Below are 22761 nucleotides of genomic sequence, written 5' to 3' on the forward strand. Positions count from 1 at the left end.
ACTAGTGGTCCCGTAGTTTGGCAGTGAGGGCCGCAAGGCCCCGATGCAGCGCGACCCGCACCGCACCTTCGCTCATCGAAAATTTCGTCGCCGTATCCTTGATCGAGGCGCTGTCGACCGCGATCGACTGCAACACGTCGCGCTGGCGCTGCGGCAAGGTGTTGAGCTGTGCGGTGACCTCGCCCGTGGAGGCCGTCTCCTGCGGCGCCTCGCCCGGCAGGGTCTCGGCGAAATCGTCGATGTTGACGAAGACGCGCCTGCCGCGCCGCCTCAGCGCATCGATCAGCTTGTTGCGGCCGATCGCGAACAGCCAGGGGGCGAAGGGCGCTTCGCTGTCCCAGGTGTGCCGCTTCAGATGCACCGCCAACAAAATCTCCTGCACGATATCCTCGGCTTGATCGGGAGGTTGCCCGGCCCGCGCCAGGCCACGCCTCGCGGCAGCGCGCAGCACCGGTGTGACCGCCTTCAACAGGCGATGATACGCCGCATCATCGCCTGCCATGGCCGACCGCATCAGGTCGGTCCACTCGTCCTCACGTCCGCGCACGCGCGCCCCTCACCATGCAATTCGGCCGCTCTGTCAGTTTGTTACACCGGCACTCGCCTCATCACGAAATCGTGATCGACGTCAGACCCGGCATTCGATGCAGCCGCAAAAACCCGCGAGCGCTCATAACACCGATCGACCGGCCCTGCACCCGGCTGCCCGGGCCGCCCGACGGGTTTGCCGCGTTTTTGCCCGGTCTAGCCCGAAGATTCCCATTTTTTGCCCCGTTGTCGTCATGGGCCGGGGTCTCTGTTCGCTCCGGGACGGGTGAATTGGGGAGATCGTCAACATGATGAAAGCCAGCGGGCGCGCGGCATTGGTTGCTCTGACCGGACTATTCCTGCTGTTCGGAGGTGCCGCACAGGCCGCGCCGAGCGCGAGCGCAAGCTCAAAACCGGACAGCGCGAGCAAGCAAGCCGATGCGGTCAAGCCGAGCCAGCAGCGGCGCCACTACTCTCACCGCCGCACCAGCAGCAAGACCGCGCAGAAATCCGACGACAAGGCCGACAAGAAGGACGCCGCGCCGCAGACCGACGAGCCCAAGGCTGGCAAAGAGGCCGGCAATGACGTGCCGGCCTCGAGCCAGATGCCGCCGGACGTCGCCAACGCCAATGCGCAGCTCGCCGCGGCCGACACGCCGACCGCCGCAGCGGCCAGCGCATTGACCGGCCGCGCCAACGACAATGTGCAGGCAGCAGCCGATAATACCGCTGCCGCCCCCGGTGCCGAGACCCAGGTCGTCCCTCCCGACCAGCTCAACGACATCGATCGCGCCCTGCAACAGGACAACCCGCCCGCGCAGAAGGCGGTGGTGGCCGCAACCGACGCGCAGCCGCGTCCGGCGCCGGTGATGGCAAGCAGCCAGCCGAACTCGGCCTGGGACCAGAGCTCCCTGATCGGCAAGATCTTCATCGGCGTCGGCACGCTGCTGACGCTGGCCTCTGCCGCACGCATGTTCATGGCCTGAGGCCCCTGCCCGGGACGCGCATCTCGCCGCGCGTTCCGGCGGCCTTTGGCCCTTGAAGCCCACCCCGCCAGCGGGCAGATTGCCCGCTCAATCAAAAGCGTGGGTGGAGCATGAGCACGTTCGAACACATCATCGTCGAAAGCAAAGGCGCGGTCGGCATCATCAAGCTGAACCGGCCGAAGCTGCTCAATGCGCTTTCCTTCGGCGTCTTCCGCGAGATCGCGGCCGCCGTCGACGACCTCGAGGCCGATGACGCCATCGGCTGCATCGTCGTGACCGGCAGCGAGAAGGCCTTTGCCGCCGGCGCCGACATCAAGGAGATGCAGCCGAAGGGCTTCATCGACATGTTCTCCGAGGATTTTGCCGCGATCGGCGGCGACCGCGTCGCGCGCTGCCGCAAGCCGACCATTGCCGCGGTCGCGGGCTATGCGCTGGGCGGCGGCTGCGAGCTCGCCATGATGTGCGATTTCATCATCGCCGCCGACACAGCCAAGTTCGGCCAGCCCGAGATCACGCTCGGCACCATTCCCGGCATCGGCGGCACCCAGCGCCTGACGCGCGCGATCGGCAAGTCCAAGGCGATGGATCTCTGCCTCACCGGCCGCATGATGGACGCAGCCGAAGCCGAGCGCTCGGGCCTCGTCAGCCGCATCGTGCCCGCCGACAAGTTGATGGACGAGGTGATGGCGGCGGCCGACAAGATCGCGGCGATGTCGCGGCCCGCGGTTGCGATGGCGAAGGAAGCGGTCAACCGCGCCTTCGAGACCACGCTCGCCGAAGGCATGAGCGTCGAGCGCAATTTGTTCCACTCGACCTTCGCGCTCGAAGACCGCTCCGAGGGCATGGCGGCGTTCATCGAGAAGCGCAAGCCGGTGAACAAGAACCGGTAGGGTCGCTACGCCGCGCGGCTCTGTTCGAGGGCCGCGCTGACCAGCGCGCGATAGCCACGTTCAGCCCACGTTTTTGGGCGATCGAGACCGAGGCGTGCGAGACATGCCTCGTCAGCGCTGTCGGGAGTTCGTATCAGCCCCTGCCACAGCAAGCCTGCGAGCGCGCGCGGCGAGCGCTGCGCGTCTTGCAGGATCTCCAGCGCCGGAATGAGGCGTAGCTCCACATCCGTGAAATCGCAGCCGAACGGGAACGATGGCAGCAAGCCGGCGTCTCGCGCGGACTTGAGCGCAGTTGCGATCCGCTCCGGATGGTTTTCGCGATGGGCCGCCGGAATGTCGTAGCTGCGCGGCAATTTGCCTGCGTCTTTCGCGACCCGCGCCAGTTCGTCCTGGAAGCGCGAATCCGCGATCGCCAGCATGCCCGCAATCACATCCGCGTCCGACTTTCCCCTGAGGTCGGCGACACCATACTCGGTGATGAAGATATCGCGCAGATGCCGCGGGATGGTCTCGTGCCCGTAGCGCCAGAGGATGTTGGATTTCAGCGCACGGCCGGCTTGCCGCGTTGCCTCGAGCGTCAGCACCGAGCGCGCGCCCGTGAGCGCAAAAGCCTGCGCCACAAAATTGTACTGCCCGCCGACACCGCTCACCACCTGCCCGTCGTCGAGGCCATCGGAAACGGCCGCGCCCAACAGCGTCGCCATCATCGTGTTGTTGATGAAGCGCGCATCGATGCGGGCACGGCGCTTCTGCTCCTCCTCGCCGTAGATCTCGTTGGTGAACGACACCGGCATCATCTGGATGCGCGCGATCTGGTCCGGCGGCATCTCGCGCAGCGCGCGGTAGAAGGATTTTGGACCGAGGAAGAAAGCGCCGTGCAACACCACGCCGTCGACGGCGCGCTTGAGAATGTCGGCGTCGATCAGGCCGATGAAGGCTTCGGTCAGCATCTCGCTGACGCCATAGAGGCCTGTCTCGAAGGCGCCGGCTTCCTGCGCGACCGCCGGCCGCGCCGGCGACAGCCGGGTTACGACGTCGTGAAAAGCTCCGCTGTTGCGGTGGCGCAGGATCAGGCCCTGCGCCAGCGCATCGCCGATCTGCCCGATGCCGATCTGAAGCGTGCCGCCATCGCGCACCAGCGATGCCGCGTTCAGGCCGATCGCGTATTTGGCATCGGAGATCGGCTCCGACGGCGGTGCGAACAGGGGAAAGTCGGTCGCAGGGCTCTCCAGGACGGCGCTGAACTCATCGGCCGGAAGATCGCCCGCACCCGGCATGAACGGCAGTTCGGAATTCACCTGCGCGATCAGCTTGAACGATGCACGGCCGGCGCGGCGCTCGCGCAGCACATCCAGCGTCGTGTCGGTGTTGCAGGACAGGCTGTAGCGCGGCACGCCGTCAACGACGCGCTTGGACACCAATTGGGTCACCACGTTGAGCCCGCGCGCCAGCAGATAGCCCGCCGCGTGAGTATAGTTGGCCGAGATGTAATTCTGCTGCGCGGCCGGCACATGCAGCCAGCGTCCGGCAAGAAAGAAAAATTCGACGACGTTGATGTTGGCCGGCAGCCGATTTTCGTGCAACGCATCGGCGTAGGCGAGATCGGGATAGCCACCGAATAGCCGGTCGATCACGGGCGTGATGAAGCGATGCTCGATCAGCCCCTTCGGTCTCGGCTTTTCCAGTGTCAGCGCCGAGAGCAATGTCAGCTTGATGTCAGGATCGGCGCAGGCCCGCGCATAGAGGGCGTTGATGACGTGATTGGCCTTGCCGAGGCCGAGCGGCAGACCAACCACCAAATCGGTTCCGACGTCGCGAATGATCTCCTCCGCGAGCGCATCGGGATCGGAGAAGAATTTCGGCATCATCCGTGGGGGTCCGGACCGCATGACAAAGGCGCCTGACGGGATTGGAAGGCGCCGCGGGTCCCCTATAGCGCATTTGGGGCAGGATCGGTGTGTGACGCACCTGCAACAAGCATGGAATTCATGGGGGTTTCCTCCGCGGCAGTTTGCCTGCGGGACCGGCGCTGGTTAAACAGGTAAGAGGTCGCCGTCGGCGGGGGCGGACAGCCGGGGTTTTGCGGGATTACATGATTGGGCGTGCCGCCAGAGCTGGTCGCGTGATGACGCGGCGTCGATCGGGCGTGGGTCCTGTCCTGGCGACATGGACCGCGCTGGGGCTCTGTTGTGCCTTCCCCGCCGCAGCATGGGCAGAAGCCCTGCCCGAGGCGCTGGCCAAGGCCTACCAGACCAATCCGGCGCTCAATGCCGAGCGCGCGCGACAGCGCGCGACCGACGAGACCGTGCCGCAGGCGCTCGCCGGCTACCGGCCACAGATCGTGGCGAGCCTCAGCGCCGGCTTGCAAGCGGTTCGTAACCTGCTGCCCGACAACACCATCCAGACCGCGAGTCTGAAGCCGTGGACAATCGGCGTCACGGTGACGCAAACGCTGTTCAACGGCTTCCGGACCGCCAACAGCGTACGGGTGGCGGAACTCCAGGTGCAGTCGGGGCGCGAAGCGCTGCGCAATGTCGGCCAAGGCGTGCTACTCGATGCGGTGACTGCCTACACCAACGTGCTCGCCAACCAATCGCTGGTCGACGCCCAGCGCTCCAACGTCGCCTTCCTGCGCGAGACGCTCTCCGTCACCCAGCGCCGCCTCAACGCCGGCGACGTCACGCCGACCGACACCGCGCAGGCCGAGGCGCGCCTCAGCCGTGGCCTCGCCGATCTCAACGCCGCCGAAGTCGCGTTTGCGGTGAGCCAGGCCACCTACGCCCAGGTGATCGGCAATGCGCCCTCGGCACTTCGGCCCGCCGAAGTGGTCGATCGCTATCTGCCGAAGAGCCGCGAAGACTCGATGACGATGGCAATCCGCGAGCACCCGGCCGTGATGGCCGCAGGCTTCGACGTCGATGTCGCCTCTACCAACATCCGCGTCGCCGAAGGCGCGCTGCTGCCGAGCGCCAGCATCCAGGGCAGCGCCAGCCGCAGCCGCGACAGCGACCAGACCCTTGGCACCTTCGCCACCGACCAGGCCTCGATCGTCGCCAACGTCACTGCGCCGATCTATGACGGCGGCCAGGCCGCCTCACAGACCCGGCAGGCCAAGGAAGTCACGGCGCAAAGCCGGCTGGTGCTCGACCAGGTCCGCAACCAGGCGCGCACCGCGGCGACCAGCGCCTGGGTGGCCAATGAAGGCGCCAAGATCGCAGTCTCGGCTTCGGAGTCCGAGGTGAAGGCGGCGACCGTCGCGCTCCAGGGCGTGCAGCGCGAGGCCGCCGGCGGACAGCGCACGACCGTAGACGTGCTGAACTCGCAGGCCGATTTGATCCAGGCCAAGGCGCGCCTGATCGGGGCGCTGCGCGACCGCGTCATCGCCTCCTACACGCTGCTCAGCGCCGTCGGTCATCTCGACGTCAAGACGTTGAGCCTGAACACGCCAGACTATCTGCCCGAGGTACATTACCAGCAGGTCCGCGACGCCTGGCACGGTCTGCGCACGCCGTCGGGGCAGTGATCATTCGCGGCATATCCAGCGCCGCAGCACCATCGATCGTCTCAACCCGCCGCACCGGTCTGCTTGACGTCCTGTAGCCCATGAACTACAGTCGCCTCCCATGATCGAGGTGAGGCAAACCGAGCATTTTTCGGAGTGGCTGAACCACCTTAAGGATGCCAACGCGTTTGCCCGCATCACCGTCCGCATTCGCCGCATGGAGATGGGAAATCCCGGCGACAGCAAGAGCGTCGGCGGCAGTGTCCGGGAAATGCGCATCGACTATGGTCCGGGCTACCGGATCTACTATGTGCAGCGCGCAGCGCAGATCGTGATCCTGCTGTGTGGCGGCGACAAGCGCACGCAACGGCAAGACATTAAACAAGCCCAGGAGCTGGCGGAGACAGTGTGATGCCAAAGGTAGCGAAAACAACAACCAAGGCGGCATCCAGGACAACGCGATTTGATGCTGCCGACTATCTCAACACCGAAGAGCGTCAGGCTGCCTATATCGCAGCAGCATTGGAGACCGGGGACGCTGACTTCGTGCGTGATGCACTCGGCCTCGTCGCGCGTGCACGGGGCATGAGCGGGATCGCGAAGAAGGCCGGCTTGAATCGCGAAAGTCTCTACAAGGCGCTCGGGGAGACTGGCAATCCAGAGTTTGGCACGGTCATGCGTATCGTTGGTGCTTTGGGCCTAACGCTCTCAGCACAGCCTGCAGCAGGCGGGCGGGCATCAAAACGGAGTCGCGTTGCGTGAGTGCGCTCACCTGCAAACCGCGGCGCATGAGCGTCTGAGCAGTAAATCATTAACCGCGGCCTCGCATTTTGTGATAGCCGGTCGCTCTACCTTGGCTAGAGTGGCAGTTAGATATTCGCGTCGGTTCGCCGAGGGCCATTTTGATTTTCAAACTTCTCCGCGGCACAGCCAGACTGTGCCTCATTGTTTTAATACTGGTGGTCGTCGCGATCGCTGGATTTCGGATCGCCGCCTGGGTTCGCGAAACGGCCGGCCGCGGCGATCTTGCGCCATCGACGGGGCATTGGGTTTCCACGCGTTCCGGCGACGTCTTCGTGCAGGAGAAAGGCCCCGCGACAGGCACGCCCATCGTGCTGTTCCACGGCACGGCAGCCTGGAGCGAACTTTGGCGCGCGACAAGCGATGCGCTCGCAGGCGCAGGCTATCACGTCATTGCGCTCGACCTGCCGCCGTTCGGCTTCTCGGACCGGCCGGGCAGCTACACGCGACAGGACCAGGCCGAGCGCGTGAACGACATGCTGATGCGGCTTAACGTGCAGCCTGCCATCATCGTCGGCCATTCTTTCGGCGCGGGGGCTGCGACCGAGTTGGTGCTGCGCTTCCCGGATCGTGCCCGCGCACTGGTGCTGGTCGATGCAGCGCTCGGACTGACGGCCGCGCCGTCAGATGCGCCGGCGCTGCTTCGTCCGAAATGGTTGCGCGAGATTCTGGTGTCGCTCACCGTCACCAATCCCTTTGCGACGAGGATGCTGCTGAAGTCGCTGATCGCGAAGAAGGATCGCGCGCTGCCCGAATATGTCGAGATCCTACAACGCCCCCTCTCCCGGCAGAACAGCACATCCGACATCGCCGACTGGCTGTATTATTTCGCGGGCTCCGATCGCGCCGCCCAAAGCGCGGACCGCAACGCCTATGCACGCCTGAAACAGCCCGTTGCCATCCTCTGGGGCGAGCTGGATACGGTGACTCCGCTTGAGCAGGCGCGTGATTTGAACGTCTTGCTGCCGCAGGCGCACTTAACCCTGCTGCCCGGGCTCGGTCACATTCCGCAGATCGAAGATCCCAAAACCTTCAACGATGCCCTGCTCAAGGCGCTTGCGACGCTCTAGACTTGGCAAGATTCGAGACGCGACCGGAGGATCCATGGACATCATCAGATTTTGCGCCCTTGGCTATGCCGCGCTGCTCGGATTCGTCATCGCGACCGGCTACATCCCGGCCTTCATCGACCAGAACGACATGATCTTCGGCCTGTTCCGCCGCACCTGGTACGCCGACGGCCTGCATCTGGTCTCCGCGCTGTGGGCGCTGACCGCGGCGCTGACCTCGCGGCGCGCGTCCGAACTGTTCTTTCAGCTGTTCGGCGTGTTCTATTTCGCCGACGGCGTACTGGGCCTCCTCACAGGCAGCGGCTATCTCGACTTCGGCATTCTCATCAACGGCGTGCTGAACCTGCCGCTCGCGACACGCATCTTCGCCAATGCGCCGCATCTTGGCCTGGGCGGTCTCGCCATCCTGATCGGCTATTTGCTGGCGCCGCGCACGCGACCGGCCCATGCTTAAGCGCCTGCGCCGCATTGTCCTGACGCTACTCGCGCTGATCGCCTTCGCGATTCTCGCGCCGCTTGCCTACATCGAAGGGACCTGCCAGCCCGTATCGCAGGCGGCATCAGCGGCAACGGCCGCCGTGACGCTGCCGCCGATCACCGAGAAGGGCTATCGCCGGCCGCTGGACAACACCTATTTCACCTTTCCGGAGTGGTACATCGTCTATTCCTTCGAGGATTTTGGCCATTTCCTCGATCATTCCAGCGAGAGCCAGTTCGGCTATCTCCGCCACATCCTCGGCTTCTGGCGCAGCTTCTGCACCATCAACCGCGCCATGCCGGCGGCGACGGAATCGCGTTTCGACGTCAAGATGATGATCTACGTCATCGGGATCAGCTACTCGACCGAATACGCGATCAAGGGATTTTACGAGAACACGATCGGCCGCGTCTTCGAATGGATCAGGGGCGACCGACTGACGCCGCAGGACGAATATGCCCGCGCGGTGCTCCAGGACTACGCTGCGTTCCTCTACACCGTGCCCTGGTTCAAATATCCGTTCCGCGACAAGCTTGACGGGCTCGAGGCGATCTCGGCGCCGACGCCGAGCCAGTTGCGCACGTGGGAGCGCGACTTCGCGCTCGGCACCGAATATTTCCTCAAGATCGGCTACGCCCACGCGATCCAATCCGCGCTCGATGCCGCCAATGACGACGAGCCGCGCGACATCATGTTCGTGGTGGCGACGCTGCCGCCCGAGGTGCTCGCCGGTGAGCCGCGCCTCACACCGGTCCGCGCGCTGTCGCCGGACTGGCAGCTGGTGCAGGCACCGCGCTACAAGGCGCTCACCGAGATCCTGAGCAAGCTGCTGGACGGCGGTCACCGCCTGGTGGAGATCGCCGGCAATCACGACATCCTCGTCACGGTGATCGCACCAAAGGACGCGAAACTCGACATTGCCGACACCACGGAACTGTTTTCACTCGATCTCGACGCAAAGCCGGGCTTTCGCCGCGCCGGCCTGAGGGCTAGGATCGACCGGCTGGTCGAGATCAAGCGCGCCCTGACGGCCAAAGGTGTGAGCCTTGAGCATTTCTACGACTACTAGCGGAACAAGATTGCGGCCACTCGGCAGGATCGCGCTTGCGGTCGCACTGGTCGTCGCCGGCTGGCTTGCGCTCGTTATCGCCCTCACCTTCGGCACTTCGCCCGGCCGCTCGCTGGCCGTGATCGGGCCGCAGGCACAAGCGATCGCAGCGATCGCCAAGGCGAACGGACGTGTGTTGTCGTCCAGCGCCTACGTCACGATCGCTCGTTCCGATGCCGCCGACTTTGTCGGCCGGCTTTACACGGCCGGTGCCCTGCTCGTTCTCGACGCCGAGCAGGCCGGCGGCTGCAACGGGCTGGCGCCGAAGCGCAGCTGAGCGTGTGCCTGAAGCGCGCGGGGCGCGCTTCAGGCTTTACTGTTGAGCATGATCTTTCCGGAAAACCGCTGCACACTTTTCCGGATCATGCTTTACGACGCGTATTTCTGGTACATCGTATTCGTGAACAGCCCGGCCGGGTCGTATTTGCGCTTGGCCGCGAAGAAGTCGTCGATCTGCGGATAGGATTTCTTGAGCTGGTCGCGCGAATAATAGAGCTGGTACGGCAGGAAGAAGCGTCCCTGATTGGCGATGGTGAGATCGATCAGCTCTTCGGTCGTCTTCTTCATGTGCCGATTGCCCTCATCGTCCGCGGGCTGGTTGATGTACAGCACCAACGAGAACGCCGGCTCCGGCGCATAAGTCAAGAAGTTGTCTTCCTTGTGCACGATGCGGACCGAGGCATTGAGCAGATTGGTCTTGTTGGCGAGCATGATCTTGCGCATGCCGTCGACGAAGGCTGTGAAATTTCTGCGCGGAATGAAATATTCGTGGAGGATGTCGGTCTCGTCCTGCAACGCGTTGCGCAGGTAAGGCACGGAATCGTGCATGGGATCGTTGCGGCTGACGAGGCAGGCTTCGCCCGAGGCGATCGCCTGCGCCCGCGTCACCGTGCAACTCTCCATGCGGTGCTCGATGTGCTTCTCCGAGAGCCATTTCAGCTCCTGGAAGAACGGCCCCTGCTTGGACAGATTGATGGTGAGTCGGCGCAGCTTCGTGCCACTGACCTCGCCGAGCGGCTGGCGCTGGAAATCAGTGCCGTCGGCCTTGGTGTAGGTATAGAGCAGCATTTCCTGCAAGAAGCTGCTCGGGGCGGTCGAGAGATGGCCGTACATCAGGCCGATATTGCTGTCCTTCTCGATCTCGCCCGAAAACAGCGCGGGAAACGCCTTGTAATCCAGCACACGCCGCCCGGTCTGGTAGACCGTGTTGTCGGCGACGTCGAGCTCGGCCTCGATGATGACGCCGAGCAGACCGTAGCCGCCGACCACGAGATTGAACAGCTCCGCATTCTCGGCCGCCGAGACGCTCTTGATCGAGCCGTCAGCCAGCATCACCTTCATCGCCTTGATCGAGCGGGCCAGCGCGCCGGCCTGATGATCCATGCCGTGGGCATTGACCGAGATCGAGCCGCCAACGCTGAAAATGTCGGTCGACTGCATGGCGCGGACTGCGAAGCGCGGATGCAGCGCGATCTGGATGTCGTGCCAGGTCGCGCCGGGCTGCACGGTGATGCTGCGCGCAGCCTCGTTGAGCGTGATGCGGTTGAAGCCGCGCATGTCCAGCACGATGCCACCCTTGCGGAAGGCCTGCCCGCCCATGGAATGGCGCACGCCCGCCGTCGTCACCGGCAGCTTGTTGTCGCGGGCAAAGGCCAGCGTCCTCGTGATATCGTCGATGCTGTGCACCTCGACCATACCGTAGATCTCGGTGCGGTTGAGGCAGCTCGCGTCATTGATGCTGCCGCCGAGCTGCGACCATTTTACGCCCGATAGCGGCGCGATCGCCCGCACCTTGTCCAGATCGATCTTGCCCCGCTCGCCGATGTCGTCGGTAGCCCGGCAATCCTTCGGCCCGGTCGGATCAGCCGCCAGCGCCTGCAATTTGCGGAAGCCGTAGACGCCAAACAGCGCCACGAGGATGGCCGCGGCCGAGACGCCTGCTTTAAATTTGCCAAAAGATTTTTGCATGAGATGATTCCAGCGGGACGGGTATGATCCGGGAGCGCGGATCATTAGTCAAACCGTCGTCTGTTTGGTTCAAGCCTTCCCAGGAAACGAATATGAAAAGCTGCCGCATTCACTTGATGGGCGCGTCGGGCTCCGGCGTGACAACGCTCGGCCGTGCGTTGGCGAACCAGCTTGCGCTGCCGCATCACGACAGCGACGACTATTTCTGGCTGCCGACCGCGCCGCCCTACCAGACGACCCGCCCTGCCATAGATCGGCTGCGCCTGATGCGCGAGATCTTCCTGCCGCGTCTCGATTGGGTGCTGAGCGGGACCGTGACCGGTTGGGGTGACGAACTCGTCCCGCTGTTCGATCTCGTCGTCTACGTGACCACGCCGCGCGAAATCCGGCTGAAGCGATTGCGAGCCCGCGAGGCCACGCATTTCGGCGCCGATGCCGTCGCGCCGGGCGGCTGGCGACATGATGAGACAGAGTCGTTCGTCGAGTGGGCCTCACATTACGAGGCCGGCGATCGCGAAGGTCGCAGTCTCGCAAAACATGAAGCGTGGCTCGCGGGCCTGCCCTGCCCGGTCGTACGCGTCGACGGCGCGCGGCCGGTTGCGAAACTCGTCGAACAGCTATGCGCCGACGTGGCGGGACTGCCCGGCTGATGTGATATCGTTCCGCGCGCCTTCCTCGCAGCCGGAGTAGCCATGACCGACCAAATTTACGCGCGCGCAGCGCAACCCGCGACGCCGATCAATTTCGACGTCCCGGCGCATGCCTGCGATTGTCATACCCATATCCACGGCGATGTCGGAACATTTCCGTTCTTTGTGGGGCGCGTCTATACGCCGGGACCGGCGAGCCCCGAGGAAATGGCAGCGCTGCACAAGGCGCTGCTCATCGAGCGCGTGGTCATCGTCACGCCGAGCGTCTACGGCACCGACAATTCTTCCAGCCTGTTCGGGATGAAGGCGCGCGGCGCGACCGCGCGCGCCGTCGCCGTGATCGACGACAAGACCACGGAGAACGAGCTCGACGCGATGCATGCGGACGGCTTTCGCGGCATCCGCATCAATCTTGCGACCGACGGCGTCAGTAATCCCAATGTCGGCCGCGATCGTTTCACCGCCGCTATCGAGCGTATGAAGGCGCGCGGCTGGCATGTGCAACTTTACACCACACTGCCGATGATCTCCGCGATCAGGGATCTCGTGCTGGCTTCACCCGTGCCGGCGGTGTTCGACCATTTCGGCGGTCTCGACGCTTCGCTCGGACTCGAGCAGCCCGGCTTTGCCGACCTCATCGCGCTGGTCAAATCCGGCAAGGCCTATGTGAAGATTTCAGGCGCCTACCGCTCGTCGAACCTCGCGCCCGATTATCAGGACATGGTGCCCTATGCACGTGCGTTGATCGCCGCGAACGCGGACCGGATCATCTGGGGCACCGACTGGCCGCACCCGGATTCGGCGCAAGTCGAGGGCCGCAAGGCCACCGATATCGCACCGTTCCACGCGATCGACGATGGCCGCCTGCTCAACCAGCTCCCGGCGTGGGCGCCGGATGCCGACGTGCGCAAGAAAATCCTGGTCGACAATCCTGCGCGACTCTACGGCTTCTGAGTCGCGACAAGTCCGATTAGGTTCAAACGAAGTGCGATGTGGTTCCACGTTGAGTCTTGGAACTGTTGTCGCGAGAGCACGACGACACTGACTCACACGAACGTGTTGATGCTTTCGTCCGCTTTTCACCCGTTCGGTTGAGGCGACGATTCATTTTCGCCGGTACGCACACGAACAGATTTCATTTGTTCGTACGGTCGCATGCCTTTATCGCATTATCTTGCCGCACTTTTCTCCGGCATTGGAATTGGTTTCACTGTCGCGGCTCCGATTGGCCCAATGGGAATGCTGTGTATTCAACGTACATTGGCATCGGGGATGGCCACGGGCCTCGCAACAGGCTTCGGCGCAGCAACCGTCCATCTCGCCTACAGTGCCTTTGCGGTTCTGGGCCTGGGCTCGCTTGCGCAGCCGTGGGTCGAAGCCAATGCCGCGGGCTTCGGCATCGTCTCGGCCCTCACGCTGCTATGGTTCGCGATCCGGACGCATCGCAATTCCCTGATGCTTCAGGAAACGAACGAGATCGACCGGGTGCGCCTGGCGCGCGCCTATCTCAGCGCCATCGCGCTCGGATTCACCAATCCGCTCACGGTCATCCTGTTTCTTGCCGCGCTGAATGCGTTCTCCGCGCAATCCGCGGCGGCTCCACTGATCGCTGGGGTGTTCGTCGGCTCGGCGGTCTGGTGGACCGTGCTCAGCACGATGGTCGCAACCGCGCGATCACGGCTGACGCCGCGGATGCTGTCGCTGAGCAGCCGGTTCGCGAGCCTGATGCTGCTCGGGCTCGGCACCACAATGCTGGTGCGGATCACGCAGCGGATGTTGTGAGAGCATGATCCGGAAAAGTGTGCAGCGGTTTTCCCTCGCGACAAACGCGGGACGCGTTTGCGCGGAGATCATGCTCAAACAATGCGCGTCAGCGCGCGCGGCGCGAGAAGAACGAGATCAGCACCGGCAGCGTCACCAGGATCACGATCGGCGCCAGCATCATGCCGGTGACGACCACGACCGCGAGCGGCTTCTGCACCTGCGAGCCGATCCCTCCCGACAGCGCGGCCGGCAGCAGGCCGACGCCTGCGACGACGCAGGTCATCAGCACCGGGCGGAGCTGCAACTCGCCGGTGCGTATCACCGCGCTGACGCGGTCCATGCCTTCATCGATCAACTGGTTGAACTGCGACAGGATGATGATGCCGTCCATCACGGCGATGCCGAACAGCGCGATGAAGCCGATCGCCGCCGAGACGCTAAAGGCGGTGCCGGTGATCAATAGCCCGAGCACGCCGCCGAAGATCGCCATCGGGATCACGCTCATGGCAAGCAGCGTATCGGTCATCGAGCCGAAATTGAACCAGAGCAAGACGGCGATCAGCGCCAGCGAGATCGGCACCACGATCGACAGCCGCTTGATCGCATCCTGGAGATTGCCGAACTCACCGACCCACTCCATGTGCGAGCCGGGCGGCAACTGCACCTGCTCGGCAATCTTCTGCTGCGCCTCGCGGATGGCGCTGCCGAGGTCGCGCTCGCGCACCGAGAACTTGATCGGCAGATAGCGTTCCTGCTGTTCGCGATAGATATAGGCCGCACCCGAGACGAGGCTGATCGTGGCGACCTCGCTCAGCGGAATTTGCGTGACGGTGCCGTTCGGTCCGGGCGCGCCGATCCGCAGATTCTGGATTGCCTCCGCGCTCCTGCGGTATTCCGGCGCGAGCCGGACGATGATCGGGAAATGACGGTCGCTTCCCGGCTCGTAGAGATCGCCCGCGGTGTCGCCGCCGATCGCGACCTTGATGGTGGCGTTGATGTCGCCGGGGGCGAGGCCATAGCGCGCGGCCTTGGCGCGGTCGATGTCGATCTGGACCGTCGGCTGCCCGAGCGAGGTGAATACCGCAAGGTCGGTGACGCCCTGCACGGTCGCCAGCACCGACTTGATCTTGGCGGCGGTGTCGGTGAGCGCCTGGAGATCGCCGCCGAACAGCTTGATCGAGTTCTCGCCCTTCACGCCGGAGACGGCTTCGGACACGTTGTCCTGGAGATATTGCGAGAAATTGAACTCGACGCCGGGGAAGCGGTCGTCGAGCTGCTTGAGCAGTTGCGCGGTCAGCTCTTCCTTGTCGTGCGTGCCCGGCCACTCGCTCGCGGGCTTCAGCGGCGCGAAGAACTCGGCATTGAAGAAGCCGGCCGCGTCGGTGCCGTCGTCGGGACGGCCGTGCTGCGATACGACGGATTCCACCTCGGGCCGGGCGCGGATCAGCTTGCGCATCTCGTTGACGTAGCTGTTGCCCTCCTGGAGCGAGATGGTCGGCGGCAGCGTGGCGCGGACCCAGAGGTTGCCTTCCTCGAGCTTGGGCAGAAACTCCAGGCCGAGCAGCCGGCTAAGCGCCACCGTCATCAGGACGAGACCGACGGCGGCGCCGAGCATGATGCCACGGTTGGCGACGGCCCAATGCAGCACCGGCATGTAGATCCGGTGCAGGATCAGCATGATCCTCGTCTCGGTCTCCTCGACATGCGCGGGCAGGATGATCGCGGACAGTGCCGGCGTCACCGTGAAGGTCGCAAGCAGGCCGCCGGCGAGCGCGTAGGCATAGGTACGCGCCATCGGCCCGAAAATGTTACCCTCGACGCCGGACAGCGTGAACAGCGGCAGAAAGGCCGCAATGATGATCGCGGCGGCAAAGAAGATCGAACGCGACACGTCGGCCGCGGCGCTGAGGATGGCATGGCTCTTCATGCCGAACATCGTCTCGGGCGACATCTGCTCGGATTCCGCCGGCGGCGTGGTCTGCGTGAGGCGGCGGAAGATGGCTTCCACCATGATGACGGTGGCGTCCACGATCAGGCCGAAATCGATGGCGCCGACCGACAGCAGGTTGGCCGATTCCCCGCGCAGCACCAGGATGATCACGGCGAAGAACAGTGCAAACGGAATCGTGGCGCCGACGATCAGCGCGCTGCGGAGGTCACCGAGGAAGATCCACTGCAACAGCACGATCAGCAAAATGCCGACCACCATGTTGTGCAGGACGGTGTGGGTCGTAAGGTCGATCAGGTCCTTGCGGTCGTAGATGCGCTCGATGCGCACGCCCGGCGGCAGGATGCTCGAGTTGTTGATCTCGGCGACGAGCTGCTCGACGCGCTTGATGGTCGGCGTGCTCTGCTCGCCACGGCGCATCAGGACGATGCCCTGCACGATGTCATCGGCATCATCGAGGCCGGCGATGCCGAGACGGGGCTTCTGGCCGACAGTGACGGTGGCGACATCCTTCACCAACACCGGATTGCCGCCGGACTGCGCCACCATGGTGTTGGCAAGGTCGTCGATCGACCGGATCAGGCCGACGCCGCGCACCACGGCCGATTGCTGGCCGATATTGACGGTGTTGCCGCCGACATTGACGTTGGAATTGCTGACCGCCTGCAACAATTGCGGCAGCGTCAGGCCGTTGGCGACAAGCTTGTTGAAATCGACCTGGAGCTCATAGGTCTTGCTCTTGCCGCCCCACCCGGTGACGTCGATCACGCCGGGCACGGAGCGGAAGCGACGCTGAAGAATCCAGTCCTGGATGGTCTTGAGGTCGAGCACGCTGTAGTTCGGCGGGCCGACCAGGCGGTAGCGAAAGATTTCGCCGATCGGGCTGAGCGGCGAGATCTGCGGCTGCACGTTGCCCGGCAGCGGCGCGAGCTGCGCCAGGCGGTTCAGCACCTGCTGCAGCGCCTCGTCATAGGTGTAGGCGAAGGAGAACTGGAGTTTGACGTCGGAGAGGCCGTAGAGCGAGATCGTGCGGATGGTCGTGAGGTTCTTCAGGCCCGCGACCTGGGTCTCGATCGGGATCGTGATGTAACGCTCGATCTCTTCCGCCGACAGACCGGGGCTCTGGGTCACGATGTCGACCATCGGCGGGGTCGGGTCGGGATAGGCCTCGATGTTGAGCTGGTTGAACGCGATCAGGCCGCCGATGAGCACGGCGACGAACATGCCGACCATCAGGTAGCGTCGGTTGACGGCAAGGGCGACGAGACGATCCATTCAGGTCTTCGCAGTTTCTTGGGTCGTCGATCAGCTACCGGACGCCGCGCGGTCGATGAACAGGCTGCCTCTGGTGACGATCTGTTCGCCGGGCTTCAGGTTGCTGGTCACCTCGACGAGGTTGCCATTGATGAGGCCGACCTTGATCTGGCGCAATTCGACCGACTTGTCCTCACGCGCGATCCAGATGCGGACCTGATCGCCTTCGTAGATCAGTGCCTGCTTCGGCACTGCAGGCGCTGCACGATCGCCGGCCGAATAGATCGTGACGTTGGCGAACATTTCCGGCTTGAGCAGGCCGTCCTTGTTGTCGATGGTGGCGCGGACCAGCAGGCGGCGGGTGTTGGGATCGATCGCCGTGGCGACGTAGTTGATCTTGGCGGTCAGCGGACGGCCCGGCAGTGCCATCACGTTGACAGAGATGTCCTGGCCGACGGAGACGGAGGCCGCGTCGCTCTCGCGCACGAAGGCGATCAGCCAGACCGTGGAGAGGTCGCCAATGACGAAGACCGGATCGCTGGCGCCAGCACTGACGTACTGTCCGGGGCCGATCTTGCGCTGCACGACCGTGCCCGCGATCGGCGAATAGATCGTGATCTCCGGATTGATGGCGCCCTTGTCCTGGAACGCCTTGATCATCTCGTCGGTGAAGCCGAGGATGCGCAGCTTGTTGCGCGCGGCCTCCAGCGCCGTCACCGAGGAGCGCATGTCGTTCTGCGCCTGGACTTGGGTCGCTTCCGCCTGCTGATAGTCCTTCAGCGGGACGGCATGGCCCTCATAGAGGTCCTTGGCGCGCTTGAACTGGATGTCGGCAAGATCGACCGCCGACTTCGCCTTGTTCTGCGACGTCATCGCCGTGATGAAATCGTTCTGGGCCTGCACGGTGTCGGCGGCCTCGATCGTGAACAGCGGTTGACCTTGGGTCAGGCTCTCGCCCGGCTTGGCGAGCAGCTTGGTCACCCGGCCTGCATAGGGCGAGAACACCGGCGTCGAACGGTCCTCATCGACGGCGACCTTGCCCTCGGTGACATATTCGGCCCTGAAGGCTTTGCTCTTGACCGGTTCGATTGTCAGCGTCGCCCATTCGGACGGCGTCGGCGTGAAATTCTGCGCATTCCGGCGCGACTGGCTGGAGACTTCGGAATGGCTCTTGTCCTTGGCGCCCGCAAAGAGAAAGCCGTAGGCCCCGGCCCCTGCAAGCGCCAGTAAAACTACGGATGTGATCACCCGTTGTTTTGTAAACACCTGCAATCGCTTGGTATTTTCAACTACCATGGGGCCCGGTCAAGTCCGCGACGATCTCGGCAAGCGACTGCCTCATCGGTCGCGCTAATAGTGCTGAATTGAGATTTCAAACAACCTAAAAAGTGCGGCTCGCCTTTGAATTTGCGTTAAAATTTTGCCACGTCAGGTCCACGTAAGCTTCGCCCCGGCCATTGCGGCGGATGGCTGCCGAGCGGCATGGCCGGACGACTCCAACGCGCCGGCGTTGCCGACAGCACTGCCGAATGGCGCACCGCCATCAGTGTACCAAAGCCAGATGACACCGTTTCCATGAACGCAGAATGTACGGCCTCGCCCGTAAGATCCGGGGTGTTCAGCCCACCTTCGAGCCGGCCGAGATTCCACAGCCAGCGTCCGGTCTGCGCCAGCGACACCCGCACATGCCAGCTTCCGCCTTCGCGGGCCTGACGGGCCTTGGCCATCATCGCGCCGAACGCCATCAGATAGCCGGTGGCGTGGTCGAGCATCTGCGCCGGCAATTCCTTCGGCCCGTCGATGCCGGCGGCCTGTCCCTCGGCGTGGTTGAAGCCGGTCGTGGTCTGCACCAGTGAATCGAAGCCGCGCCGCTCGGCCCAGGGGCCGACGTGGCCGTAGGCCGACAGCGTCACATAGACGATGCCGGGATTGATGCTGGCTGTATCCTCCGGCGAGAAGCCGAGGGCTCCGAGCGCGCGCGGGCGATAGCCTTGCGAGAAGATGTCGGCCTCTTTCAACAGCTCGCGCAGTTGCGCCCGTCCTGCCTCGCTCTTGAGTTCGATGGATGTGCTGAGCTTGCCGCGGCCGGTGTCGATGGTGAGCCAGGGAATGGCCGGCAGCTCAGGCCCCGAGACGAGCAGCACATCCGCGCCGTGTGCGGCGAGCGTGCGGCCGGCAACAGGACCTGCGATGACGCGGGAGAGATCGAGCACGCGAAGGCCCGAGAGCGGACGATCGCCTTTAGGCCATGGCTTTGGCGGGGCATCGCCGATCTTCTCGATCGAGACCAGCGGCAGTTCTGCGAGCGCACGCGATTGCGGCAGCGCCGACCATTCGTCGTAAGAGCGCATCAGGGCAACGACGCCGCCGCCGGCGTAGGCCGCGGTTTCAAAATCCTCGCCCTTCCATTGCATCAATGCGGCCTGCACCTTCTCGCGCTCGGGCTCGCAAGCCAGCACCTTGCAGACGGCGTCGCGATGATGCGGGAAGTTGGTGTGACAGCGGACGAAACGGTTGTCGCCGGTCCTGTAGACGCCGGCGATGGCGTCCCAGGCCGGTGGCGGCGGCTTATCGTCGAGGCGCAAATAACGCTCCGAGCGGCATTCGGCGACGGCGTGGCGCATGTCGACGCTGACGTCCTGCGCCACGCCGCTGCGCAGCTTCCAGATCTCCGCGGCGGCAAGGCCGGCGGCGGCGATGGTCGTTTGTCCGGCTACGGCGACGCGGAACGAGGACGGGATTTGCGGCTCCTCGCCGGTCAGCCGTACGCGTTCGAGCGCGGCTTTATCGCCATCGGCGGAGGTCCAGATGTCACTGAGAATGTTGGAGGGGCTTTGCATGGCCGCTTATCTCCCTTAGTTTTTGCGACCTTCCATTACCACATAAAGGCATGCAATGGCCGCCATCGATCCCCTCACCGCAGGCGCCGTATTCATCGCAACGGCGGCCACCGACGCAGTCTATGTGATGTTCACCTCGGCCGTGATCGCACGCAAGCGCGTGCCGGCCGCGAACTGGAGCGCAGTCTGGTATCTGCTCTCCTCTTACGCCGTGATCAGCTACACCGAAAACGCCTTCTATGTCGCTTTCGCGGCGATCGGCTCATGGGCCGGCGCCTACGTGTCGCTGACCTACCTACACCGCCCGCCCGGCGGCCCGCCGGTGGGCGCCGCACCGGAGTGAGTACGGCGCGCTCTTGGCCATTTTACTCGGTGTCATCATCCGCGAAGGCGGATGATCCAGTATTCCAGAGACACTGATGATAGAGCCGAGACGTCACGGCGTACTGGATACCCCGCTTGCGCGGGGTATGACACCGAAAACGAATTCGATATCCTCGTTCAAACAACTAAGGTCCGCAGGATCAACAAGAAGGTGCCATCAATGGATCTCGGTCTCAAAGGAAAGAACGCCATCGTGCTCGGCGGCACGCGCGGCATCGGGCGGGCGATTGCGGCGACGCTGGCCGGTGAAGGCAGCAATGTCGCGGTGTGCGCACGCAATGCGGATCAGGTCGCGGCGACCGTCACCGAGTTGAAGGCGAGCGGTATCCGCGCCACCGGCGGGCCGGTCGACATCAGCGACGGCGCGGCGCTGAAATCTTGGATCGAGGGTGCCGCAAAAGAGCTCGGCGGCATCGACATGCTGTTTTCCAATGCGGGCGCCATGGCGCAAGGTCATGATGCGGCATCGTGGGAGCAAAATTTCCGGCTGGACCTGCTCGGCGCCGTGCATGCGTTTGACGCCGCGCGGCCGTTTCTCAAGACAAGCGGCGAAAAGAGCGGGGACGCCGCCTTCGTCATCATCTCCTCGATCTCGGCGGCGCAGGCCGATCTCGCCAGCTCCTACGGCCCGATCAAGGCGGCGCTGATCCACATGGCCAAGGGATTGGCGCGGCAATATGCCAAGAAGAAAATCCGCGTCAACGTGGTGTCGCCGGGCACGGTCTATTTCAAGGGCGGCGTCTGGAATACGATCGAGCAGAACATGCCCAAGCGCTACGAAGATGCGATGAGCCGCAACCCGACGGGCCGCATGGCGACGCCGCAGGAGATCGCGAGCGCGGCGGTGTTTTTGGCAAGCCCGGTGTCATCGTTCACCACGGGCTCCAATCTCATCGTGGATGGGGCGATCTCGAACCGGGTAAATTTTTAGGGGCACGCATCCCTGCCAGTTCCGTCATCCTGAGGTGCGAGCTGTACGGTGCAACGCACCGTGCAGCGAGCCTCGAAGGATGCACGGCCCCGATGCAACCGGGCCGTCGCCCTTCGAGGGCCGCTGAAGAAGCGGCCACCTCAGAGCGTGTGATTTTTTGGCAGCGTGCCAGGTAAATCTGTCCGAATGCCGGTGGCATGTGATTCTCTGGCGATGATGGATTGGCGGGAGGCGAAGATGGCTGCCGATGAATTGTTCGGTGATCTGCCGGCGCAATCGAAGCCTGAAGCCGACGCGGCGCCGCTCGGCGCGCCACGGCTGCGTGAGCCACAGCGCGACCAGATCGCGTTGCGAGCGGTGGATATCGAGAGCCTGATCGGGGAAGACCATCCGGTGCGCCTGATCTGGTCTTATGTCGAAGAGCTTGATCTGAGTGAGCTGGAGAACCGGATCAAGGCCAGGGGCGACCGCCCCGGTCACCCCGCGACCTCGCCGCGGCTTTTGCTGGCGCTGTGGCTCTCAGCCACCAGCGAGGGCGTCGGCAGCGCGCGAGCATTGGAGCGACTGTGCGAGAGCCACGATGCCTATCGTTGGCTGTGCGGCGGGGTGTCGGTGAACTATCACATGCTGGCGGACTTCCGGGTCGGTTGCGCCGACCTGCTGGACCGGCTGCTCAGCGAGCATCTGGCGGCGCTGGCGAAGGCTGGTCTCGTCAATCTGGCGACACTGGCGCAGGACGGGGTGCGGGTCCGGGCCAGCGCGGGAGCCGCCTCGTTCCGGCGCGAGGCGACACTCGAGCGGCATCTGGCCCTGGCTGAGACGGTGGTGGAAGACCTCAAGCGCGAAGTCGACGTGCGCTCTGACGCCAGCAATCAGCGCGCCCGGGCAGCCAAGGAGCGAGCCGCGGAGGAACGCAGCGCGCGCGTGAAAGCGGCGCAGGCGGCGCTTGCCGAGATCAAGCAGCAGCGCAAGGAACGCGAGAGCAAGCAAGGCAATGGCAAGACGCCGAAGGAGCCGCGCGCGTCGACGACGGACGCCGATGCACGGGTCATGAAGATGGCGGATGGCGGCTTCCGCCCAGCCTACAACGTGCAGGTGACGAGTGCGGCCGGCGAGCAGTTCGTCACTGACGTTAAGGTATGCAACACGGGGTCCGACCGCGGGCTGATGCGGCCCATGCTGGAGCGGCAGCGCACGCGCCCTGGCGGCCTGCCCAAAGACCATCTCGTCGATGGCGGCTTTGGCAGTGCGGAAGACATCGAGTGGGCGCATGCCGAGGGCATAGAGGTTTTTTGCCCGCCCACTCAATCCAAGCACGGCACCGACCCCTACCTGCCGCGACGCGGCGACGGCGCGGGGGTACTGGCTTGGCGTGCGCGGATGGCGAGCAAAGAGGGCAAGGCCCGGTACAAGCCCCGTTCGATATGCGAGTGCATCCATGCCCGCTGGCGCAACTGGAACCTACGGCAATTGACCGTGCGCGGGATCGAAAAGGTCCGCGCCGTCGTGCTCTGGTACGCCCTCACCAACAACATCCTGCAAGGCAACCGCCTCCGCAGCGCATAAACGAGAGCTCATCGACGAACTCAGACCCGCCATTTACCGCGACAAGAAACTCCACTCCGTTCCGAACAAGTAAAAGCGTCACAAGCTCTCAGG

21 protein-coding genes are annotated in these 22761 nt (G+C 64.2%); 15 read left to right on the forward strand and 6 right to left on the reverse strand.

Annotated elements, in window-relative coordinates:
• Nucleotide 1 precedes the first annotated feature (1 nt).
• Complete coding sequence (locus UB31_RS07860) at nt 2-547, reverse strand: sigma-70 family RNA polymerase sigma factor (RefSeq protein WP_045010462.1); 546 nt, start codon at nt 545-547, stop codon at nt 2-4.
• A gap of 289 nt (nt 548-836) precedes the next feature.
• Here UB31_RS07860 and UB31_RS07865 point away from each other — a divergent pair, with 289 nt between their 5' ends.
• Together UB31_RS07865 and UB31_RS07870 are read left to right on the forward strand one after the other, a co-directional pair.
• Nucleotides 837-1514 (forward strand): hypothetical protein, encoded by a 678-nt coding sequence (locus tag UB31_RS07865; protein WP_045010463.1) that lies wholly within the window; start codon nt 837-839, stop codon nt 1512-1514.
• A 110-nt stretch (nt 1515-1624) separates the two neighbouring features.
• Nucleotides 1625-2404 (forward strand): enoyl-CoA hydratase, encoded by a 780-nt coding sequence (locus UB31_RS07870; protein ID WP_045006496.1) that lies wholly within the window; start codon nt 1625-1627, stop codon nt 2402-2404.
• 5 nt (nt 2405-2409) lie between these two features.
• Here UB31_RS07870 and UB31_RS07875 read toward each other — a convergent pair whose 3' ends face one another.
• Complete coding sequence (locus UB31_RS07875) at nt 2410-4269, reverse strand: acetyl-CoA hydrolase/transferase C-terminal domain-containing protein (RefSeq protein WP_045010478.1); 1860 nt, start codon at nt 4267-4269, stop codon at nt 2410-2412.
• Between the two features lie 227 nt (nt 4270-4496).
• On the opposite strand from UB31_RS07875, the gene UB31_RS07880 reads away from it, so the two are divergent.
• The 7 genes from UB31_RS07880 to UB31_RS07910 all read left to right on the forward strand — a co-directional run bounded on the left by UB31_RS07880 (nt 4497) and on the right by UB31_RS07910 (nt 9640).
• Nucleotides 4497-5927, forward strand: coding sequence for a TolC family outer membrane protein (locus UB31_RS07880; protein WP_156175238.1), 1431 nt, complete (start codon nt 4497-4499; stop codon nt 5925-5927).
• Between the two features lie 100 nt (nt 5928-6027).
• The gene (locus tag UB31_RS07885) at nt 6028-6318 is read left to right on the forward strand and encodes a type II toxin-antitoxin system RelE/ParE family toxin (RefSeq protein ID WP_045010465.1); all 291 of its coding nucleotides are present in this window, start codon (nt 6028-6030) and stop codon (nt 6316-6318) included.
• Nucleotides 6318-6668, forward strand: a complete 351-nt coding sequence (locus UB31_RS07890; protein WP_045010466.1) for an addiction module antidote protein — start codon at nt 6318-6320, stop codon at nt 6666-6668. The genes UB31_RS07885 and UB31_RS07890 overlap by 1 nt, the downstream gene beginning before the upstream one ends.
• Nucleotides 6669-6865: 197 nt before the next feature.
• Nucleotides 6866-7777 (forward strand): alpha/beta fold hydrolase, encoded by a 912-nt coding sequence (locus tag UB31_RS07895; protein ID WP_050044729.1) that lies wholly within the window; start codon nt 6866-6868, stop codon nt 7775-7777.
• Between the two features lie 34 nt (nt 7778-7811).
• Entirely contained in the window at nt 7812-8231 is a 420-nt protein-coding gene (locus UB31_RS07900) for a hypothetical protein (protein WP_045010467.1), read from the forward strand.
• A complete protein-coding gene (locus UB31_RS07905) occupies nt 8224-9324 on the forward strand; it encodes a hypothetical protein (protein WP_045010468.1) in 1101 nt (366 codons plus the stop codon). The genes UB31_RS07900 and UB31_RS07905 overlap by 8 nt, the downstream gene beginning before the upstream one ends.
• A gap of 10 nt (nt 9325-9334) precedes the next feature.
• Nucleotides 9335-9640 (forward strand): hypothetical protein, encoded by a 306-nt coding sequence (locus UB31_RS07910; RefSeq protein ID WP_045010469.1) that lies wholly within the window; start codon nt 9335-9337, stop codon nt 9638-9640.
• Nucleotides 9641-9732: 92 nt separating this feature from the next.
• Here the strand turns inward: UB31_RS07910 and UB31_RS07915 are convergent, their stop codons facing one another.
• Nucleotides 9733-11331: an FAD-binding oxidoreductase gene (locus tag UB31_RS07915; protein WP_050044730.1), complete on the reverse strand. Its 1599-nt coding sequence runs from the start codon at nt 11329-11331 to the stop codon at nt 9733-9735.
• A 92-nt stretch (nt 11332-11423) separates the two neighbouring features.
• Between UB31_RS07915 and UB31_RS07920 the strand changes: the two genes are divergently transcribed.
• The 3 genes from UB31_RS07920 (at nt 11424) to UB31_RS07930 (ending at nt 13763) form a co-directional block, all read left to right on the forward strand.
• Nucleotides 11424-11981 (forward strand): P-loop NTPase family protein, encoded by a 558-nt coding sequence (locus UB31_RS07920; RefSeq protein WP_045010470.1) that lies wholly within the window; start codon nt 11424-11426, stop codon nt 11979-11981.
• Between the two features lie 42 nt (nt 11982-12023).
• On the forward strand, nt 12024-12935 hold the full coding sequence (locus UB31_RS07925) for an amidohydrolase family protein (protein ID WP_045010471.1): 912 nt from the start codon (nt 12024-12026) through the stop codon (nt 12933-12935).
• A 201-nt stretch (nt 12936-13136) separates the two neighbouring features.
• Nucleotides 13137-13763 (forward strand): LysE family translocator, encoded by a 627-nt coding sequence (locus UB31_RS07930; RefSeq protein ID WP_045010472.1) that lies wholly within the window; start codon nt 13137-13139, stop codon nt 13761-13763.
• 88 nt (nt 13764-13851) lie between these two features.
• Here UB31_RS07930 and UB31_RS07935 read toward each other — a convergent pair whose 3' ends face one another.
• The 3 genes from UB31_RS07935 to UB31_RS07945 form a co-directional block, all read right to left on the reverse strand.
• Entirely contained in the window at nt 13852-16968 is a 3117-nt protein-coding gene (locus tag UB31_RS07935) for an efflux RND transporter permease subunit (RefSeq protein WP_045006502.1), read from the reverse strand.
• Nucleotides 16969-16998: 30 nt separating this feature from the next.
• Nucleotides 16999-18243, reverse strand: a complete 1245-nt coding sequence (locus UB31_RS07940) for an efflux RND transporter periplasmic adaptor subunit (protein ID WP_045006503.1) — start codon at nt 18241-18243, stop codon at nt 16999-17001.
• 116 nt (nt 18244-18359) lie between these two features.
• Nucleotides 18360-19787 carry a CoA transferase gene (locus UB31_RS07945; protein WP_045010473.1) on the reverse strand — a complete coding sequence of 476 codons (1428 nt, stop codon included), beginning with the start codon at nt 19785-19787 and terminating at the stop codon, nt 18360-18362.
• Between the two features lie 55 nt (nt 19788-19842).
• Here UB31_RS07945 and UB31_RS07950 point away from each other — a divergent pair, with 55 nt between their 5' ends.
• From UB31_RS07950 to UB31_RS07960, 3 genes are all read left to right on the forward strand, one after another.
• Entirely contained in the window at nt 19843-20130 is a 288-nt protein-coding gene (locus UB31_RS07950) for a hypothetical protein (protein ID WP_045006505.1), read from the forward strand.
• Nucleotides 20131-20331: 201 nt separating this feature from the next.
• Nucleotides 20332-21102, forward strand: a complete 771-nt coding sequence (locus UB31_RS07955; protein WP_045010474.1) for an SDR family NAD(P)-dependent oxidoreductase — start codon at nt 20332-20334, stop codon at nt 21100-21102.
• A gap of 237 nt (nt 21103-21339) precedes the next feature.
• The gene (locus UB31_RS07960; RefSeq protein WP_045010194.1) at nt 21340-22668 is read left to right on the forward strand and encodes an IS1182-like element ISBrsp9 family transposase; all 1329 of its coding nucleotides are present in this window, start codon (nt 21340-21342) and stop codon (nt 22666-22668) included.
• The last annotated feature ends 93 nt before the right edge of the window (nt 22669-22761 follow it).

Origin of the sequence: Bradyrhizobium sp. LTSP849, from assembly GCF_000938255.1 — a bacterium.
Lineage (GTDB): Bacteria > Pseudomonadota > Alphaproteobacteria > Rhizobiales > Xanthobacteraceae > Bradyrhizobium.

Excerpts from the sequence above, each read along its gene's own strand:
- UB31_RS07865 (WP_045010463.1), top strand. The coding sequence starts at position 837 with ATGATGAAAGCCAGCGGGCGCGCGGCATTGGTTGCTCTGACCGGACTA.
- UB31_RS07870 (WP_045006496.1), top strand. The coding sequence starts at position 1,625 with ATGAGCACGTTCGAACACATCATCGTCGAAAGCAAAGGCGCGGTCGGC.
- UB31_RS07875 (WP_045010478.1), bottom strand. The coding sequence starts at position 4,269 with ATGCCGAAATTCTTCTCCGATCCCGATGCGCTCGCGGAGGAGATCATT.
- UB31_RS07880 (WP_156175238.1), top strand. The coding sequence starts at position 4,497 with ATGATTGGGCGTGCCGCCAGAGCTGGTCGCGTGATGACGCGGCGTCGA.
- UB31_RS07885 (WP_045010465.1), top strand. The coding sequence starts at position 6,028 with ATGATCGAGGTGAGGCAAACCGAGCATTTTTCGGAGTGGCTGAACCAC.
- UB31_RS07890 (WP_045010466.1), top strand. The coding sequence starts at position 6,318 with ATGCCAAAGGTAGCGAAAACAACAACCAAGGCGGCATCCAGGACAACG.
- UB31_RS07900 (WP_045010467.1), top strand. The coding sequence starts at position 7,812 with ATGGACATCATCAGATTTTGCGCCCTTGGCTATGCCGCGCTGCTCGGA.
- UB31_RS07905 (WP_045010468.1), top strand. The coding sequence starts at position 8,224 with ATGCTTAAGCGCCTGCGCCGCATTGTCCTGACGCTACTCGCGCTGATC.
- UB31_RS07915 (WP_050044730.1), bottom strand. The coding sequence starts at position 11,331 with ATGCAAAAATCTTTTGGCAAATTTAAAGCAGGCGTCTCGGCCGCGGCC.
- UB31_RS07920 (WP_045010470.1), top strand. The coding sequence starts at position 11,424 with ATGAAAAGCTGCCGCATTCACTTGATGGGCGCGTCGGGCTCCGGCGTG.
- UB31_RS07925 (WP_045010471.1), top strand. The coding sequence starts at position 12,024 with ATGACCGACCAAATTTACGCGCGCGCAGCGCAACCCGCGACGCCGATC.
- UB31_RS07930 (WP_045010472.1), top strand. The coding sequence starts at position 13,137 with ATGCCTTTATCGCATTATCTTGCCGCACTTTTCTCCGGCATTGGAATT.
- UB31_RS07935 (WP_045006502.1), bottom strand. The coding sequence starts at position 16,968 with ATGGATCGTCTCGTCGCCCTTGCCGTCAACCGACGCTACCTGATGGTC.
- UB31_RS07940 (WP_045006503.1), bottom strand. The coding sequence starts at position 18,243 with ATGGTAGTTGAAAATACCAAGCGATTGCAGGTGTTTACAAAACAACGG.
- UB31_RS07945 (WP_045010473.1), bottom strand. The coding sequence starts at position 19,787 with ATGCAAAGCCCCTCCAACATTCTCAGTGACATCTGGACCTCCGCCGAT.
- UB31_RS07950 (WP_045006505.1), top strand. The coding sequence starts at position 19,843 with ATGGCCGCCATCGATCCCCTCACCGCAGGCGCCGTATTCATCGCAACG.
- UB31_RS07955 (WP_045010474.1), top strand. The coding sequence starts at position 20,332 with ATGGATCTCGGTCTCAAAGGAAAGAACGCCATCGTGCTCGGCGGCACG.
- UB31_RS07960 (WP_045010194.1), top strand. The coding sequence starts at position 21,340 with ATGGCTGCCGATGAATTGTTCGGTGATCTGCCGGCGCAATCGAAGCCT.